At 66.0% G+C, this 16,836-nt stretch carries 15 protein-coding genes and 1 tRNA gene; 13 read left to right on the top strand and 3 right to left on the bottom strand.

Annotation, left to right across the window (positions count from 1 at the left end; translation table 11 throughout):
* The 3 genes from VDP82_RS04220 to VDP82_RS04210 form a co-directional block, all read right to left on the bottom strand.
* Positions 1-621, bottom strand: a 621-nt coding sequence (locus tag VDP82_RS04220; protein ID WP_323013592.1) for a GntR family transcriptional regulator, incomplete at its 3' end; no start/stop codon positions are given.
* A gap of 147 nt (positions 622-768) precedes the next feature.
* Complete coding sequence (locus VDP82_RS04215; protein ID WP_323013591.1) at positions 769-1,434, bottom strand: lactate utilization protein; 666 nt, start codon at positions 1,432-1,434, stop codon at positions 769-771.
* Positions 1,435-1,607: 173 nt separating this feature from the next.
* Positions 1,608-2,318, bottom strand: a complete 711-nt coding sequence (locus VDP82_RS04210; RefSeq protein WP_323013590.1) for a GntR family transcriptional regulator — start codon at positions 2,316-2,318, stop codon at positions 1,608-1,610.
* Positions 2,319-2,651: 333 nt separating this feature from the next.
* Here VDP82_RS04210 and VDP82_RS04205 point away from each other — a divergent pair, with 333 nt between their 5' ends.
* The 13 genes from VDP82_RS04205 to VDP82_RS04145 form a co-directional block, all read left to right on the top strand.
* Positions 2,652-3,884, top strand: a complete 1,233-nt coding sequence (locus VDP82_RS04205; RefSeq protein ID WP_323013589.1) for an FAS1-like dehydratase domain-containing protein — start codon at positions 2,652-2,654, stop codon at positions 3,882-3,884.
* A gap of 8 nt (positions 3,885-3,892) precedes the next feature.
* A complete protein-coding gene (locus VDP82_RS04200) occupies positions 3,893-5,068 on the top strand; it encodes a CoA transferase (RefSeq protein ID WP_323013588.1) in 1,176 nt (391 codons plus the stop codon).
* 11 nt (positions 5,069-5,079) lie between these two features.
* Positions 5,080-6,288 (top strand): CoA transferase, encoded by a 1,209-nt coding sequence (locus VDP82_RS04195; RefSeq protein WP_323013587.1) that lies wholly within the window; start codon positions 5,080-5,082, stop codon positions 6,286-6,288.
* Positions 6,289-6,382: 94 nt separating this feature from the next.
* Complete coding sequence (locus tag VDP82_RS04190) at positions 6,383-7,537, top strand: ABC transporter ATP-binding protein (protein ID WP_323013586.1); 1,155 nt, start codon at positions 6,383-6,385, stop codon at positions 7,535-7,537.
* A gap of 32 nt (positions 7,538-7,569) precedes the next feature.
* The gene (gene trxB, locus VDP82_RS04185; protein WP_416347076.1) at positions 7,570-8,520 is read left to right on the top strand and encodes a thioredoxin-disulfide reductase; all 951 of its coding nucleotides are present in this window, start codon (positions 7,570-7,572) and stop codon (positions 8,518-8,520) included.
* A gap of 3 nt (positions 8,521-8,523) precedes the next feature.
* A complete protein-coding gene (locus tag VDP82_RS04180; RefSeq protein ID WP_323013584.1) occupies positions 8,524-9,330 on the top strand; it encodes an enoyl-CoA hydratase/isomerase family protein in 807 nt (268 codons plus the stop codon).
* Complete coding sequence (locus VDP82_RS04175) at positions 9,331-11,373, top strand: 3-hydroxyacyl-CoA dehydrogenase NAD-binding domain-containing protein (protein ID WP_323013583.1); 2,043 nt, start codon at positions 9,331-9,333, stop codon at positions 11,371-11,373.
* A gap of 49 nt (positions 11,374-11,422) precedes the next feature.
* Complete coding sequence (gene selA / locus VDP82_RS04170; RefSeq protein WP_323013582.1) at positions 11,423-12,820, top strand: L-seryl-tRNA(Sec) selenium transferase; 1,398 nt, start codon at positions 11,423-11,425, stop codon at positions 12,818-12,820.
* A gap of 82 nt (positions 12,821-12,902) precedes the next feature.
* Positions 12,903-13,799, top strand: a complete 897-nt coding sequence (locus tag VDP82_RS04165) for an NAD(P)/FAD-dependent oxidoreductase (RefSeq protein WP_323013581.1) — start codon at positions 12,903-12,905, stop codon at positions 13,797-13,799.
* Positions 13,800-13,812: 13 nt separating this feature from the next.
* Positions 13,813-15,447 (top strand): MFS transporter, encoded by a 1,635-nt coding sequence (locus tag VDP82_RS04160; protein WP_323013580.1) that lies wholly within the window; start codon positions 13,813-13,815, stop codon positions 15,445-15,447.
* Between the two features lie 143 nt (positions 15,448-15,590).
* The gene (locus tag VDP82_RS04155; RefSeq protein WP_323013579.1) at positions 15,591-15,992 is read left to right on the top strand and encodes a hypothetical protein; all 402 of its coding nucleotides are present in this window, start codon (positions 15,591-15,593) and stop codon (positions 15,990-15,992) included.
* Between the two features lie 48 nt (positions 15,993-16,040).
* A tRNA-Sec gene (locus tag VDP82_RS04150) sits at positions 16,041-16,135 on the top strand.
* 232 nt (positions 16,136-16,367) lie between these two features.
* On the top strand, positions 16,368-16,836 hold a 469-nt coding region (locus tag VDP82_RS04145; RefSeq protein WP_323013578.1), incomplete at its 3' end, for a VOC family protein.

Here is a 16,836-nt window from a genome sequence, read left to right as displayed (position 1 = left end):
GGTGGAGCCGTCTTCGGCCAGGGCCTTGGTGGCCGCCTGCCAGGCTTCCGAATGGCGTCGCAGGGCCTGCCTTGCCGCTTCGGGGTCGCGGGCGCAGATTGCCTCGACCACGGCGATCCATTGCGGCAACGCATGGCTCAGCCAGCCTGGCCGGTAGCGCAGGCGGAAGCCGTGGCGCGCGCTTTGCGCACGCAGCCGGTTCAGCACCTCTTCGGCCACCGGATGGGCCGCCAGCCGGACATAGGTGCGGAAAATCTGGTCGGTTATGGCTGCGAAACGCTCGGGATCATTGTCCGCGACGCTGGTTTCCAGCGCTGTCGTCAGGGTCTGCAAGGCATCGATGTCGGGCGGGGTGATGCGCTCGGCGGCGCGGGCGACGCAGAGCGCTTCCACCTCCTGGCGCACCTCGGCGGTTTCCAGCGCTTCCTGGAAGCTGACCACCCGCACCCTGGCGCCGCGATTGGCGATCCGCTCGACCAGGCCGGAATGGGTGAGGTCCGCCAGCGCGGCGCGGATGGTGCGGCGATTGGCGCCGAAGCGGGCGCACAGATCGGCTTCCACCAGGCGTTGGCCCGGCGCCAGCTCGTTGCGCAGGATGTCCTGGCGAATGGATTCAGCGATGGTGGCGTGCCTGGCCGTGGCGGCCTCCCCTTATGCGCAAAGTGAGCCCCGAAGGCTGGCTTCGGGGCTCACTCTTTACCATGGCCGCAGGCCGGCAAAAGGGGAACGCCGGGCACGGGGACGATTTTTATCGTCCCGCCAATGGGCTCACATGCCCAGATTTTCATTGACCAGGATGACGCAGATCTTGCCCTGCTCCACCGGCTGGTTGCCGTCGATGATGGCGGTATAGCGCATCACGCCCCAGCCCAGGCCGTCATCGGTATTGTGCTTCATGCGGTGGCGGGTGGCGTTGACCGGGCAGGCCCAGTCGCGGATACGCGCCAGCGCCGCCTCGACATTGGTGACGATCTTGTTGGTGCCCACCACCAGGATCACCTTTTTGGGGCCGAAGCACATGGCGGCGACGCGATTGCCGGAGCCGTCGGAATTGACGATGGTGCCTTCGAGCGTGATGGCGTTGGTGCCGGCCAGGTAGATGTCGGACAGCAGGGTCTGGCGTTGCATCTGCCGGCGTTCCTCGCGCGGCGGATTATAACCCTGCTTGTCGGTGCGCACGGGATTGATGAATTCGTTCTGCCCGCGCTCCATCAGCGCCTCGAACACGCCGAGCTGATTGAGCGTCACCGAGTCGCCCCGGCCCAGCTTGGCGCCGGCGGGGATGAGATCCATCAGCAGGGCCAGGGCCTCTTCCTTGGTCTCGACGAAGTGGCCGTCCATGTATTTCTTCTTGAGGTTCTCGATCACCATCGCCGCGCGCTCGCGGTAATGCTGGCGAAATTCCGCAGTCAGATCGGTATCTCCCATGGCCATGGGGCAGTCCTTTCGTGCCGGGCAGGTTTGTCATCGAACCGATCGGAAGGTCGGCGCAGCAAGGGCCTGCGTGTATTGTGCGTCAAATTTGTCTCACAAGATTGTGCTACAATCAAGAGGGGCACAAGCCGGATCGCATTGGAAAACGCGATTTTCCAGCGCCGGCCGGTCGTCTAAAGCGCCATCGGGCTTGGATTGCGCTCGTCGGCCGAGAGGCTGATCATGGTTTGCTTGATGTTCTCGACATGGCGATGCAGGGCGTCCCGCACCGCGACGGGGTCGCGGCGGCAAATGGCGTCGATGATGTCGAGCCAGTAGGGCAGCGAGGTCCGGGGGCGATCCTGACGATAGGTCAGGCGAAGCCGATGCCGGGCCATGCGGTCGCGCAGCCGCGCCAGGACTTCCTTGGCGACGTCCTGCTGGGCGATGTCGACATAGGTCTCGAAGGCGAGATGGGTCATTTCGGCAAAGCCCACCACGTCGTTCTGCGTGGCGTAATCCTCCATGCGCCGGGCGATTCCGCGCAGCGTCTCCACTTCCGCATCGCTGATGCGCTCGGCGGCGCGCATGGCGCAGAGCGTTTCCACGGCCAGGCGTACATCGGCCACCTGCAACGCTTCTTCGAGTCCGACGATCCTGACGCGCGCGCCGCGATTCGCCACGCGCTCCACCAGGCCTTCATGGACGAGTTCAACCAGGGCGGCGCGGATCGTGCCCCTGCTGGAATTGAATTGCTCGCACAATTCGGCCTCGATCAGGCGTTGGCCCGGCGCCAGATTATTGGCCAGGATCGCCTGGCGGATGGTGTCGACGATCTCGGCCTGCGAGAGATGGCGGCTGCCGCGATTGCCCGGTTTTGGCTGAGAATTCTCCGAAGGGCTCATGGCCGGTCGCTCCCTAAATTTGCCCCGAACGCGCTTGCGGCGGCCAAAAGCCGATTCCTTCCAGCAGGCTCGAATCGCCTTGGTGCCGGGAGGCGCACCGCCGCCGGGCCGGAACAAAATTCCGTCCGGGGGGAGATGTGCCCCCGCTTTCGCCAAGCGAAAAGCCGTATGTCACGGCCGCTTCAAAGGCAAGCCGTGACGAAAGATGGGAGCAAAGCCTCGTCCCCATCCCTCCAGGGTTGACGCCGGGAAAGCCCTTCGCTTATGTATTGTTGTACAATTTCGATCAACAAAAATGGCCAACGGACCTTGGGGCTGGTGGAGGATTCTGGTATGTCGACGCTCAGTGCGGACCTTGATTGGGACCATCTTTCGGATTCGGAGTGGAACGAACAGCTCGATCGGCTGATCGCCCAGTTCAACGCCGAGCGCGGAACCATCAAGCTGCCCCCGCCCATCCACGAGATCATGACCAATGAATATGAGCGCGGCATTCTCAATGCGCTGGTCACCGAGGACCTGATCCGCCATTTCGCCGATGCGATCGGCGATCCCAACCCGATCTGGCGCAACCGCACCTATGCGCAGAATACCCGCTGGGGCGGCATCATCGCGCCCCCACTCTATGAATCGTGCATCTCCTTCGGCTCCTCCTTTGGCGGCCGCCTGCGGGTGCCGGGCGTGGCCCGCCTCGCCGCCGGCAACAAGCACGATTATTTCGCGCCCTTCCGCCCCGGCGACGAATTCCACTGCTACGACAAATATATGGGCTTCGAGGAGAAGCAGGTTTCCGGCAAGCCCTATCGCATGTTCATCGAGAGTGTGCCGCGCTATTTCGTCAATCAGCGCGACGAGACCATCGCCGTCGCCACCGGGCGCAATATCTACCTGGCCACGCCTCCCTCGAAGCGCAAGGCGGGCGGGGAGAGCAAGGTCGGCGCCAAATATGCCGGCAAGACCTATCAGAAATATTCGGAAGCCGAGCTCAAGGAAATCCATGAGGATTTCGACGCCCAGCTGGCCGGCACCAAGCGCCGGGGCAAGCAGACCCGCTATTGGGAAGATGTGGTGGAAGGTGAAGTGCTCGCGCCCCTCGCCAAGGGCGTTTACGACGTCTGCGACTCCAGCGCCCGCACCACGGTGAGCTGCTATGTCTATGCGTTCGCCATCAAATGGGGCGCCATGCGCGATCACCTCTCGACCCATCCGATCGATCCCCTGACCGGCGAGCATCGCTTCCGCCGCGACTGGCATTATTCCGACCGGGCGGCGCAGATGTTCGGCTCGCCCCTGGCCAATGCCGGCGGCATCCACAACGAGATGATGCTGGTCCATATCGTCACCGACTGGATGGGCGATGAGGGCTTCGTCGTTTCCATGGACAGCCAGGACCGGCGCTTCAATTTCTTCGGCGATTCGACCTGGGTCAAAGGCCGGGTGGAGCGCAAATTCATCGACGATCAGGGCCGCCATCTGGTCGAGCTCGACGTCTGGGCCGAAAACCAGGACGGGGACACGCATACGCGCGCCACGGTTCTGGTCAAGCTCGTCTCCCGGGCGGATTGAGGCGCGTCATGGAGGCTCTCAATATCAAGGTCGTCGAGCTGGCCGATTTCGTGGCCGGCCCCTATTGCGGCAAGCTGCTGTCCGATTTCGGCGCCGACGTCATCAAGATCGAGCGGCCCGGCGTTGGGGACCGCTCCCGGCAGGCCGGCCCCTTCAAGGACGACGTGCCCAACCCCGAGGCGTCGGGCACGTTTCTTTATCTCAACACCAACAAGCGCTCCGTCACGCTCGATATCGAGGATGAGGACGACCGGGAAATCCTGCTCGGGCTTTTGCGCGACGCCGATGTCTTCATCGAGGATTCCATGCCGGGCGAGTTGGCAAGGCTCGGCCTGGGCTATGAGGATTTGCGCCGGCTCAATCCCCGGCTGGTCGTCACCTCGATCACGCCTTTCGGCCAGACCGGCCCCTACAGGGACTACAAGGCCCACCATCTCAATCTCTACCACGCGAGCGGGCAGGGCTATCTCTTGCCCATGTGGGCGGTCGATCTCAACGTGCCGCCCTGCCAGGGCCCCGGCTATCTGGGCTATTTCGACGGCGGCATGGCGGCGGCCACGGCGACGCTGGCGGCGCTCTTCGCCCGCGACGCCGGTGGTCGGGGCCAGCATGTCGATATATCGGTCCAGCATGCGATGATGAACCAGGAGCGGTCCCAGCTTCGCCGCTTCTTCGATGATGGCGTGAGCCCCAACCGCACCGGCAAGGGGCGCCTGCTGGAAAGCCTGGTGGAGTGCAAGGATGGCGAATTTGCCGTGGTCATCCTCTCCTCCCAGCAGCAATGGGAGGGGTTGTGGCGTGCCATGGGCAAGCCGGAATGGGGCATGCAGCCGCCATTCGACACCCAGAAGGGGCGTTCGGACAATTATCACGCGCTGCGCCTGAAGCTGGCCGAATGGGCCAGGACGGTCACGCAGGACGAGCTTTTCCACTCCGTCCAGCGCGAGGGCTCGGCGGCGGCTCCCATTCTTACCGCCGAGGGCGTGTTCGGCTTCGAGCAATATCGCGCGCGCGGCCATTTCGTCAGCATCGAGCATCCCGTGGCCGGGACGCTCGAATATGTGCGCCAGCCGACCCGCCTGCCGAATGTGGAGCTGCCGCCGCTGCGGCCAGCGCCGCTTCTGGGCCAACACAATGATGACGTCCTGGCCGGCCTGGTGCCCTCCCGGACGCGTGCAGGATAGGGGGTGAGCGAATGCCTGGACCGTTGAATGGAATCCGCGTCATCGACTTCGGCCATGTGCTGGCCGGGCCGTGGTGCTCGATGCAGCTGGCATCGCTGGGGGCCGAGGTCATCAAGGTGGAGACGCGCTCGCGGCCGGACGAGCAGCGGGCCCATCACGGCTCGGGCGTCGCGGCCAACCTGGAAAGCAACTCGAATTTCTTCGAGGTCAATCTGGGCAAGAAAAGCGTTGCGCTCGACCTGACCACGGCGCGCGGCAAGGAACTGGCCAAGGCGCTGGTCGCCACCGCCGACATCGTGCTCGAAAACATGCGTCCGGGCGTCATGACCAAGCTCGGCCTCGACTATGACGAATTGGTCAAGATCAAGCCCGACATCATCATGCTCTCGCTTTCCGGCTTCGGAGCCACGGGGCCGCTGCGGCGCTACGCCGCCTATAATCCGTGTTTCACCAGCGTGGGCGGGGTGGCGCATCTGACCGGTTATGCCGAAAAGCGCCCCAATACCATGACCAATTCGGGCGGGGACGCCCGCGCCGGCACCGCCGCCGTGTTTTCCGCGCTGATCGCGCTCAAATTCCGCCAGCAGACCGGCAAGGGGCAGTGGATCGACAGCTCCTCCTGCGAAGTCATCAATTCCATGATCGGCGACCAGATGATGGATTTCGCCATGAATGGCCGCTCGCCCAGGCGCCACGGCAACAGCGATGCCATCATGGCCCCGCACGGGGTCTATCGCTGCGCCGGCGAGGATGAGTGGATTTCGGTCGCCGTGGGCAGCGAGGACGAATGGGTGGGCCTTTTGCGCGCGCTGGGCAATCCCGCCTGGGCCGGGGAGGCGCGTTTCGCCACCCCGCGCGGCCGCTGGGAAAACCGGGCCGAGCTGGATGCGCGCCTCTCCGAATGGGCCGCCGACAAGACCTATTACCAGGCGATGGAGCTGTTGCAGGCCCAGGGTGTGCCCGCCACGCCCTCCTTCAAGGCACAGGATCTGTTCACCGATCCGCATGTGCTGGAGCGGGGCGCGGTGCAGGATGTCGAGCATCCCGTGCTGGGCAAGCGCACCACCATCGCCCCGCCCTACCGCTTCTCCGATACGCCGGCACGGATCCGCTCCGGCGCTCCCCTTCTGGGGGAGGACAGCGAGGCGGTATTCGGGGAACTTCTCGGCCTTGCGCCGGGTGAAATCGCCGCGCTGGTCGCGGAAAAGGTGATCTATTGAGCCGGCCGGGCAGGGCGGAAAGACCCAGTCCGAATGGCGTGCGGTGCCCGATGACAATCCCGAATCCTGGGCATCGCAAGGAGGAGTTTGAACTATGACGCAGCAGAGCATGCCCGGCATGCCCCCTTCCGGTCAGCCCGCCGGCGACATCATGGTGCAGGTGCGGAACCTGACCAAGACCTTCCAGACCAAGCGCGGCGAAGTGACGGCATTGTCCCATGTCTCGCTCGATGTGCATCGGGGCGAGGTCCTCGTGCTGCTTGGCCCCAGCGGCTGCGGCAAGACCACGCTTCTGCGCTGCGTCGCCGGGCTGGAGCACCCCACTTCGGGCGAGATCAGCGTCCATGGGCAATCGGTGTTTTCCTCGGCCAGCGATACCGTCATCCCGCCCGAAAAGCGCAATCTGTCCATGGTCTTCCAGTCCTATGCGCTCTGGCCGCATATGACGGTGGCGGAGAATGTCGGTTATCCGCTCAAGGTCTCCAAGGTTGACAAGCGCGAGATCGCCGAGCGTGTCCACGCCGTGCTGGCCACCACCGGCCTTGAAAAATTCGGCGCCAATTATCCCGGCCAGCTCAGCGGCGGCCAGCAGCAGCGCGTTGCCCTCGCCCGCGCCCTGGTCGCCAATGACGGGCTGGTTCTGTTCGACGAGCCGCTGTCCAATCTCGACGCCAAGGTGCGCGAGCGCCTGCGCGACGAGCTGATCGAGATGCAGCAGCAATTCGGCTTCACCGCCATCTACGTCACCCACGACCAGATCGAGGCGGCGGCGCTGGCGCATCGCATCGCGTTGTTGGAGGTGGGCAAGGTCGCCCAATTGGGCGATCCGGTCGATATCTTCAGCGCGCCGCGCTCGCGCTACGTCGCCGATTTCGTCGGCTACGGCAATGAATTGCCCGGCACCGTCGCCGCCATCGAGGGCGATGCGGTGAGCGTCCAGACCCCGATCGGGCCTATGCAGGGCGTGGCTGCGGGGGCCGAGCTCAAGCCGGGCGCGCCCGTCGCCGTCATGTTCCGCCCCGAGCATTGCGAGATCGTTGACGCGGCCTCGGCGGGCGCCAACATCTTCAAAGGGCGGGTCGAGCAGAGCATCTTCCTGGGCTCCTATCTCGAATACCGCCTCAACATCGCCGGCCAGAAGCTTGCCGTCCGCTCGATGCACGCGACGCGCCTGGCCAATGGCACCGAGCTTACCATCGCCATCAATCCTCGGGCCACGGGCGTTTTCGCCGCCCCATCGGGCGCGTGACCTTGCGGTCCCAGCCGATCTTTTCAGGAGCCATCATGAACCGCCATATCCGCCTCATCATCCTCGGCTCGGGGCCAGCGGGACACACCGCGGCCATTTATGCGGCCCGGGCCAATCTCAAGCCGGCGGTCATCACCGGCATGGTGCCGGGCGGCCAGCTCACCACGACAACCGAGGTCGATAACTGGCCCGCCGATGTCGATGGCGTTCAGGGCCCCGACCTGATGGAGCGCTTCCAGCGCCATGGCGAGCGCTTCCAGACCGAATATATCCTGGACCACATCGAATCGGTCGATCTGAGCAAGCGCCCCTTCACCCTTGTCGGCAGTTCGGAAACCTATACCTGCGACGCGCTCATCATCGCCACTGGCGCCTCGGCGCAATATCTGGGCCTGCCCTCGGAGGAAGCCATGATGGGGCGCGGCGTTTCCGCCTGCGCCACCTGCGACGGCTTTTTCTACAAGAACCAGGACGTGGTGGTGGTCGGCGGCGGCAACACCGCCGTCGAGGAAGCGCTCTATCTCACCAATATCGCCCGCCACGTCACCCTCATCCACCGCCGCGACCGGCTGCGCGCCGAAAAGATCATGCAGGAGCGGCTGTTCGAGAAGGAACGCGCCGGCAAGGCCAGCATCAAGTGGAACACCACGCTGGACGAGGTTCTGGGCGATGCGCGCGGGGTCACCGGCGTGCGCGTGCATGGCATCGACAGCGGGTTGGACGAGGACATCGCGGTCTCGGGCGTCTTCATCGCCATCGGCCATCGTCCCAATACCGAATTGTTCACCGGCCAGCTCGACATGGACAATGGCTATATCGTCACCCAGGGCGGCCGCCACGGCAATGCCACCCAGACCAGCATCCCGGGCGTGTTCGCGGCCGGCGACGTGCAGGACCATATCTATCGCCAGGCCGTCACCAGCGCCGGCAGCGGCTGCATGGCCGCGCTTGATGCCGAGCGCTTCCTCGATTCCGGAGCCTAGGCCATGAGCGAAAAGCTGATCGAACTCGAAAAGAACGGCGGCGTCGCCACGCTGTTCCTCAACCGCCCCGACAAGCGCAACGCCCTCAACGACGCCATGCGCTCGGAGTTGATCGCCGCACTCGAGGATGTCACCGCCGACCGCGCCGTGCGCGCGCTGGTCCTTGCCGGGCGGGGCAAGGGCTTTTGCGCCGGCGGCGACGTCTCGGCCATGGCCAGGCGGCTCGACGAGCCGCAGGACAGCGTTGCCATCAATGGCTGGCGGCGCCAGCAGCAGGTGCATCACGCCCAGATGCTGCTGCATAATCTGCCCATGCCCACCATCGCGGCGGTGCATGGCTCCGCTTCGGGCCTGGGCGCCGATACGGCGCTGGCCTGCGACTTCGTCCTTGCCGGCAGCGATGCCAGTTTCTCCTGGGGCTATATCAAGCGCGGCCTGATCCCCGATGGCGGGGGCATGTATTTCCTGCCCCGGCGCGTTGGCCTGCCCAAGGCCAAGGAGCTGATCTTTACCGGCCGCAGCCTCGATGCTGAAGAGGCGCTGGCGCTGGGCGTTGCCGACCGCGTGGAGCCGGCCGCCGACCTTCTGGCGCAGGCCCAGGCCTGGGCCGCAACATTGGCGGAAGGCTCGCCCACGGCGCTGGCGCTGGGTAAATCCATCCTCAACCAGAGCTTCGAATTGACCCTGGAAGACGTCTTTTCCCGGGGCAGCCAGGCGCAGGGCATCTGCTATTCCAGCGCCGAGCACCGCGCCTCGGTCAAGGCCTTTGTCGAGCAGGCCGCCGCCCGCGCCGCCAAGGCGGGCCGCTGAATGTCGGGGGCGGTGCGCAGCGAAATTGATGGCGACGTCGCCGTCCTCCTCGTCGACAATCCTCCCATCAATGCCGGCTCGCATGCCGTGCGGGCCGGGCTTTTTTCCGCCATCGAAGCGGCGGCCCGCGCCTATGACATCGCTGCCATCGTCATCATCGGAGCCGGCAAGACCTTCATCGCCGGCTCCGATCTGCGCGAATTCGGCCAGCCCATCGCCGATCCGCAATTGCCCGCCGTCATCGCCGCCATCGAGGCCTGCCCCAAGCCGGTCGTCGCCGCCCTGCATGGTGCGGCCTTGGGCGGCGGGTTCGAGCTGGCGCTGGGCTGCGACGGGCGCATCGCCCTGGCCGGCGCTAAAGTCGGCCTGCCCGAAGTGACGCTGGGCATTATTCCCGGCGCCGGCGGCACCCAGCGTCTTCCCCGTCTGGTCGGTATTCCCAAGGCCATCGACATGATTTGCCGGGGTGCCCAGATCGAGGCTGCCGAAGCGCTGCAACTCGGCCTTGTCGATCGCGTCGTTCCCGGCGATCTTCGCGCCGCCGCCATTGCCCATGCGCGCGAATTGGTCGGGCACAAGCGCGTCGTCGCCAGTCTCGCCGTGCCGGCCGAGGACGATGCGGCCATCGAAAAGGCCAGCGCGGCCGCCCTGCGGGCCGGACGCAATCGGCCTGCCGTTCGCGCCGCCATCGACGCCATTCTGGCCAGCCGCACTCATCCCATTGCGGAGGGTCTTGCCCTTGAGCGCGCCGCCTTCCAGCATTTGCGCACCGCGCCTGATGCGCTGGCGCTGCGCCATCAGTTCTTTGCCGAGCGCGAAGCCGCCAAAATTGCCGGCGTCGATGCTACCCCCCGCGTCATCGAGCGCCTCGCCGTGATCGGCGCCGGCACCATGGGCACCGGCATCGCCATTGCCGCGCTCGATGCCGGCTTCGACGTCCTCCTGCTCGAACAGGACGAGGCCGCTCTTCAACGCGGCAAACAGCGCCTGCGCGACTGGTATGACGGGCGCGTCGCCAAGGGCGTTTTGCAAGCGGACGCCGCCGAGGCCGTCCTGGCGCGCCTCACCCCCTCGCTCGATTGGACCGATCTCGCGGGGGCCGATCTCGTCATCGAGGCGGTGTTTGAAGACCTTGCCGTCAAGCAGGACGTGTTCCGCCGGCTCGACGCCATCGCCAGGCCGGGCGCGATCCTGGCCTCCAACACGTCCTATCTCGATCTGGACGCCATCGCTGCCGTCACCTCCCGGCCGACCGACGTGCTGGGCCTGCATTTTTTCAGCCCTGCCAATATCATGCGCCTGCTCGAAGTGGTGCGCGGCGCCGACACAGCGCCCGATGTGCTGGCCACCGGGCTGGCCCTGGCCAAACGGTTGAAAAAAATCGCCGTGGTTTCGGCCAATGCCTTCGGCTTCATCGGCAACCGCATCTATGCCGCCTATCGGCGTCAATGCGAGTTCCTGCTCGAAGAGGGCGCGTCCCCCCAGCAGGTCGATGACGCGCTCCTCGCCTTCGGCTTTGCCATGGGACCGTTTGCCGTGGGCGATATGTCCGGGCTCGATATCGCCTGGCGCATGCGCCAGCGCCTTGCCGCTTCGCGCGATCCCCTCCATCGCTATGTGACCATTCCCGACAGGCTATGCGAAGCGGGCCGGCTCGGCCGCAAGACCAATGCCGGCTATTACCGCTACGATTCCGTAACCGGCGCGCGCGGGACCGATCCGGTGGTCGACGATCTGATCGCAGCGGCGCGGGCCGAAAAAGGCATCGTGCCGCGCATTATTTCCGACGACGAAATCCGTTCTCGCGCTCTTCTCGCCATGGTCAACGAGGCTTGTCTGCTCCTGGCCGAAGGCGTGGCCCAGCGCCCCGGCGATATCGACGTGGTGCTGGTCAATGGATACGGCTTCCCCAAGTGGGAAGGGGGCGTGGTCCATTGGGCCCGGATGCGCGGGCGACTGGCCCTCGAAACCGATCTCGACTGGCTGGGGCAGGTGAGCGGCCCCGGCTTCGTGCGCGGGGATGTCTGCCAGCTTCAGATTTGATAGGCCCGCTGGGCCGCATCCACGCCATTCTCAAACGCCGGGGCTTTTCATGACGCACAAATTGGCAGACCTGCCCGCAGTCCATGAGATCATCGACAGCGAAACCGGAAAGCTCTGCGTCTCCCGATATGGTCACGACGCCACGCTGAAAGCGGCCCGCGAGGCCATCGACGCCCTGCGCGGGCAGGTTCTGTGCGGTGGTGAGGCGCCCGGTTCGCGGGTGGAGGCCGCTCGCGCGGTCAGCGCCGCCATGGAGGCTGCGCTGGCCGCCGCCGACCAAACCCGCATGCGCCGAGTGTTCAATCTCACCGGCACGGTGCTGCACACCAATCTGGGGCGGGCGGTCTACGCCGAGGCGGCGGTACAGGCGGCCACCACCGCCATGCGCCATCCCCTGGCGCTCGAATATGATCTCGATGGCGGCCAGCGCGGGCAGCGCGACGATGCGGTGCAGGCGCTCGTCGCCGAAATCACCGGGGCCGAAGACGCCTGCGTCGTCAACAACAATGCTTCCGCCGTGCTGCTGGTGCTGGCCGCCTTGGCCGCGAACCGGGAGGCGGTGGTTTCGCGCGGCGAACTCATCGAAATCGGCGGCTCCTTCCGCATGCCCGAGATCATGGCCGGCGCCGGCGCCATATTGCGCGAGGTGGGCACCACCAACCGCACGCATCTGCGCGACTATGAAGCCGCCATCGGCCCCGATACGGCGCTGTTCCTCAAGGTCCATACCTCCAACTACAAGGTCGTCGGTTTCACCAAGGCGGTGGAGGGGGCCGAGCTGGCCGCGCTCGCCAAAAAGAGCGGTATTCCGCTGGTGGACGATCTGGGCTCAGGGGTTCTGGTCGATCTTTCCCGCTGGGGTCTCACCCGCGAGCGCACGGTGCAGGAGGCGCTGGACGAAGGGGCCGATCTCGTCACCTTCTCGGGCGACAAATTGCTCGGCGGTCCGCAGGCCGGATTCATCGCCGGCCGACGGGATCTGGTGCGCGCCTGCGCCAGCCACCCCCTCAAGCGCGCGCTGCGGCTCGACAAGGTGCGCCTCGCCGCGCTGGAGGCCACTCTCAAGCTCTACCGCGATCCCGAAACCCTCGCTACGCGCCTGCCCACGCTCCATATGCTGGCGCGGGGTGTCGAGGCGCTCCGAGCCCTGGCGGACGAGATCGCGCCGGCGCTGGCGGAAATCCTTGCTCCCGATTTTTCCGTCGAAATCGCCGAATGCCAGTCCCAGGTCGGCTCCGGCGCCCTGCCGCTCGATACCATCCCCAGCCTGGCCCTGCGCATTCCGGCGGGCAGCCAGGCCGACCGCCTCGCTTCCGCCTTCCGCCAACTGCCTATTCCCGTCATCGGCCGCATCGAGAAAGGCGCGCTGCTGCTCGATCTGCGCTGCCTCGACGATATTGCCGGGTTCCGTGCGCAGCTCTCCAGCCTTCATCACATAATTCGATAGCCCGTTCACCCTTGGGAACTGGCGAAATCATCACACTATTCCTATCAAAAGAGCCTGTAACCGGGCGAAGGATATAACAGAAATGGAACAGTTTGATGTGGTGGTGCTGGGGCAGGGTTATGCCGGTCTGAAGGCCGCCGAATTGGCCGCCGCCAGCGGGCTGCGCACGGCGAGCTTCGAGGGGGCGATGGCCGGCGGGTTGGTCATGAGCATCAACGAGCTCGATCCCGTGCCCGGCGGCGTCGCGACCTCGGGGGCGGAGCTGACCGGCGCCATGGCTATGGCCAATATGGATGGGGGCGTCGAGACCAAATTCGCCGCCGCCAGCGGGCTGCGCCGCGACGGCGAGGGCTGGATCGTTACCTCCGAGGAGGGCGACTGCCGCGCCGCCAATGTGATTCTGGCCACCGGCGCGCGCCTGCGCAAGCTGGGCGTTCCGGGCGAGGCCGAGCTGGCCGGGCGCGGCGTCTCCGAATGCGCCGATTGCGACGGGCCGCTCTATCAGGGCAAGGACGGCGTCATTGTCGGGGGCGGGGATTCGGCGTTCCAGGAGGCGCTGGCGCTGGCCCATTACGCCGCCAATGTCACCATCGTCATGCGCGGCGAGAGCCCCCGCGCCCGGGCCGATCTGGTTGCCGCCGTGGCTGCCGCCGCCAATATCTGCGTGCTGCCGCAGACCGAGGTGAGCGCCATTCTGGGCGACGCGCAGGCCGGGGTGACCGGCGTGCGCCTGCGCGATGCCGCTGGCGAACGCGTCCTCGATTGCGCCTCGGTCTTTGTCTTCATCGGGCTCGAAGCGCAGAGCCAGCTCCTGCCCGGCGAGGCCGGGCGCGATGCGGCGGGGGCCGTCCTCACCTCCCAAACCTGCGCCACCGACCTGCCGGGCCTGTGGGCTATCGGCGCGGTGCGCAGCGGCTTTGGCGGGCTCTTGTCCGATGCCGGGGACGATGCGGCGCGGGTCATCGCGGCGCTTTCATAAAGGGAAAATCCCATTGGCCAGCCAGGCAGCATCCACTTTCGAGCCGCTCCGCAACCGCCTTTTCCTTGCCTATTGGCTCACCGCGCTGGTGGCCAATTTCGGCTGGCTGATCCAGGTGGTGGGGGCTTCCTGGCTGATGACCTCGATCGAGGGCAGCCCCGAGCAGGTGGCGCTGGTGCAGACCTCGCTGGCCCTGCCGGTGATGCTGTTCTCGCTGCTGGCCGGCGCGGCGGCGGATAATTTCGGCCGCCAGCGCGTGGTCATGGTGGCGCAGGCGTTTTTGCTGGTCATTTCCATCGCCCTGGCGGTGTTTTCCTATTTCGGCTGGATGACGCCGTGGATCCTGCTGGGCTTCACCTTCCTGGTCGGCACCGGCAAGGCGATGAGCAATCCGGGCTGGCAGACCATGGTCAACGAGTTCATGCCGCGCGAGCAATTGCCCGCCGCCATCGCGCTCAACAGCGTCGGCTTCAACATGGCGCGCAGCGTCGGCCCCATGGTGGGCGGCATCATCGTGGGGGCGGCGGGGGCCTTTGCCGCCTTTCTCATCAACGCCCTGAGCAATGTCGGCATGCTGCTGGTGCTGTTTCGCTGGAAGGGCGAGGATCGCGCGCAGACCCTGCCGCGCGAATCGCTGGGCTCGGCGATGATGGCGGGCATCCGCTACGTCGCCATGTCGCCCCATATCCTCTTGGTCATGCTGCGGGGCGGCATTTTCAACTTTGCCGCCATCTCGATCACCGCGCTTTTGCCGCTGACGGCCCGCGACCTGCTCGGGGGCGGCCCGCAGACCTATGGGCTGCTGCTGGGCGCGTTCGGCATCGGCGCCATTGCGGGGGCGATGGGCTCGGGCCGCCTGCGGCTGCTCTTCTCTTTCGAGGGGCTGACGCGGCTCGGATTTGTCGGCTTCGGCGGCGGCGTGTTGCTGGTGGTGGTCAATGTCCACGTCGTCCTCTCTGTCATCGGGGTGGCGCTGTGCGGGGCGAGCTGGCTCCTCACCCTGTCGGGCCTTACCGCCAATGTGCAGATGAGTTCGCCGCGCTGGGTGGTCAGCCGCTGCCATGCGCTGTTCCAGACGGCCTGTTTCGGCGGCAACGCGCTGGGCAGCTTCGTCTGGGGCGTCCTGGCGGCCAATATCGGGCTGGCCGGCTCGCTGGCGCTGTCGGCGCTGGCCCTGCTGCTGGGCGCGCTGGTCGGGTTGCGCTTTCCCCTCCAGGAACTCGACATGCTGGCCGTTGACCCGCATGGAACCTCCTGGACCGGCCCCGATATCGCGCTCGACGTGCTGCCGCGCAGCGGCCCCATCCTGACCATGGTGGAATATGTCATTGCGCAGGAAAACGAGCCCGCCTTCCTCGCCGCCATGGCGGAGCGCCGCCGGGTGCGTATCCGCAACGGGGCCCGGCGCTGGGGGCTGGCGCGGGACATGGTGCGGCCGCAATGCTGGATCGAGCATTATCAAACCCCCACCTGGGTGGAAACGGAGCGGCTGCATGAGCGCCGGACCAAGGCCGATGCCGATCTGGCCGACCTGATCCGGGGGCTGCATCAGGGCCCGGAGCGCCCGGCGATCCGCTATTGCCTCGACAGGCAGGCCGGCTGGTTCCGTCCCGACGATCCCAACATGCCCGGCGACATCAATCCCTAGCCGGGTTGTGGCCGGCCCGCTTTTGTGAGCCGGCGGTGCTGAATTGTGATGAAGCCCTGTTCGGGTGGGCACATCTGCCCCATAGTTTCCCGAAGACGACAGGGCGGCGCCCGGCAGGGGCGCCAGTACGGCGTGGAGGAAAAATGACATATTCGGAACAGGCGATCGCTACCCTGCGGGAAAAGGGACGCTTCGAGCCCCAGCCCCATGCTGAAGCCGGCATCGTCGCGGATTTGCGGCGGGATAACGTCATCGTTCATATCGGCAAGCCCGTCGGATCGGTCACCGGCTGGGTTGGTCCGGTGTTCTGGCAGGTCTGGGTCGAGCCCTATCAGGCCGGCGGGCGCGTGTTCACCCGGGTCGACCGGGGTGAGCGGCAGGAGCTTCTGCTCGATGCTGAACTGGCCTTGCCCGATCTGCTGGCGGCGGCCAAGGATCGCATCGTCGCGGCGGCGAACGAGCACAGGCTGGCGCAGTTGCAGGCGGCGGAAGCCCGCCTCTCCGCCTTGCAGGCTGCGGCGGCCATCGGCGCGGACCGCGCCTGAAATTTGCCGGCCATCGGCGTTGCTTATGCGCTGGCGGCCGGCACGGATGGAAGAGAAACGTTCCCGGTGGGGCGCCCGGACTTCAAATCCGGTGGGAGGTGCCTGTGCATCTCCGGTGGGTTCGACTCCTGCCTCTTCCGCCAAACCTTGCCTTGCCCGGTCGGCCGGATGCTTTGAGCGGGCCGTGCCTTCGCCGGCATGCCCTTCGCTCGGTTCTGCGGGGCTTAGGGTGCCGTCTGGGGTGGCGGCAATAGCATAAATTTATAGCGACGATGACGCTTCGAATTTTTCTTCCCTGGGTTTGCTGCGTAAGCGTCTGGCAAGGCCGATGCTCGGGCGGGTTTCCGGCTGCGGTCACAGGATGAGGATACGGACATGGTTGAGCCCTGCCACGACATCGCGCATCTGGCGCATGTGGAATTGCTGACGGATCGCTTCGAGGACAGTCTCGATTTCTTCACCCGCGTCTATGGGCTTTCGGTCAGCGCGCAGACGCCGGGCGTCGCCTATCTGCGCGGCTTCGACGACTACGAGTTTCACAGCCTCAAGCTCACGGCGGCGGACACCACCGGCATCGGCCATGTGGCCTATCGCGCCACCTCGCCCGAGGCGCTGGAGCGGCGGGTGGCCGCCATTGAAAAGCTGGGCGGCGGCATCGGCTGGGTGGATGGCGACGAGGGCCATGGCCGCGCCTATCGTTTCCACGATCCCGATGGCCATGTCTTCGAGATCTATTATGACACGCGCCGCGCCGAGCCGGGCGACGGCGAAAAGGCGGCGCTCAAGAACATCGCCAGCCGCTATCACGGGCGCGGCGTCTGCGTGCGCCGCATCGACCATCTCA

This window comes from Devosia sp. (assembly GCF_034675085.1).
GTDB lineage: Bacteria > Pseudomonadota > Alphaproteobacteria > Rhizobiales > Devosiaceae > Devosia.
Note: the sequence above shows the minus strand (reverse complement) of the source record. Positions and strands in the feature narration are given on the sequence as shown.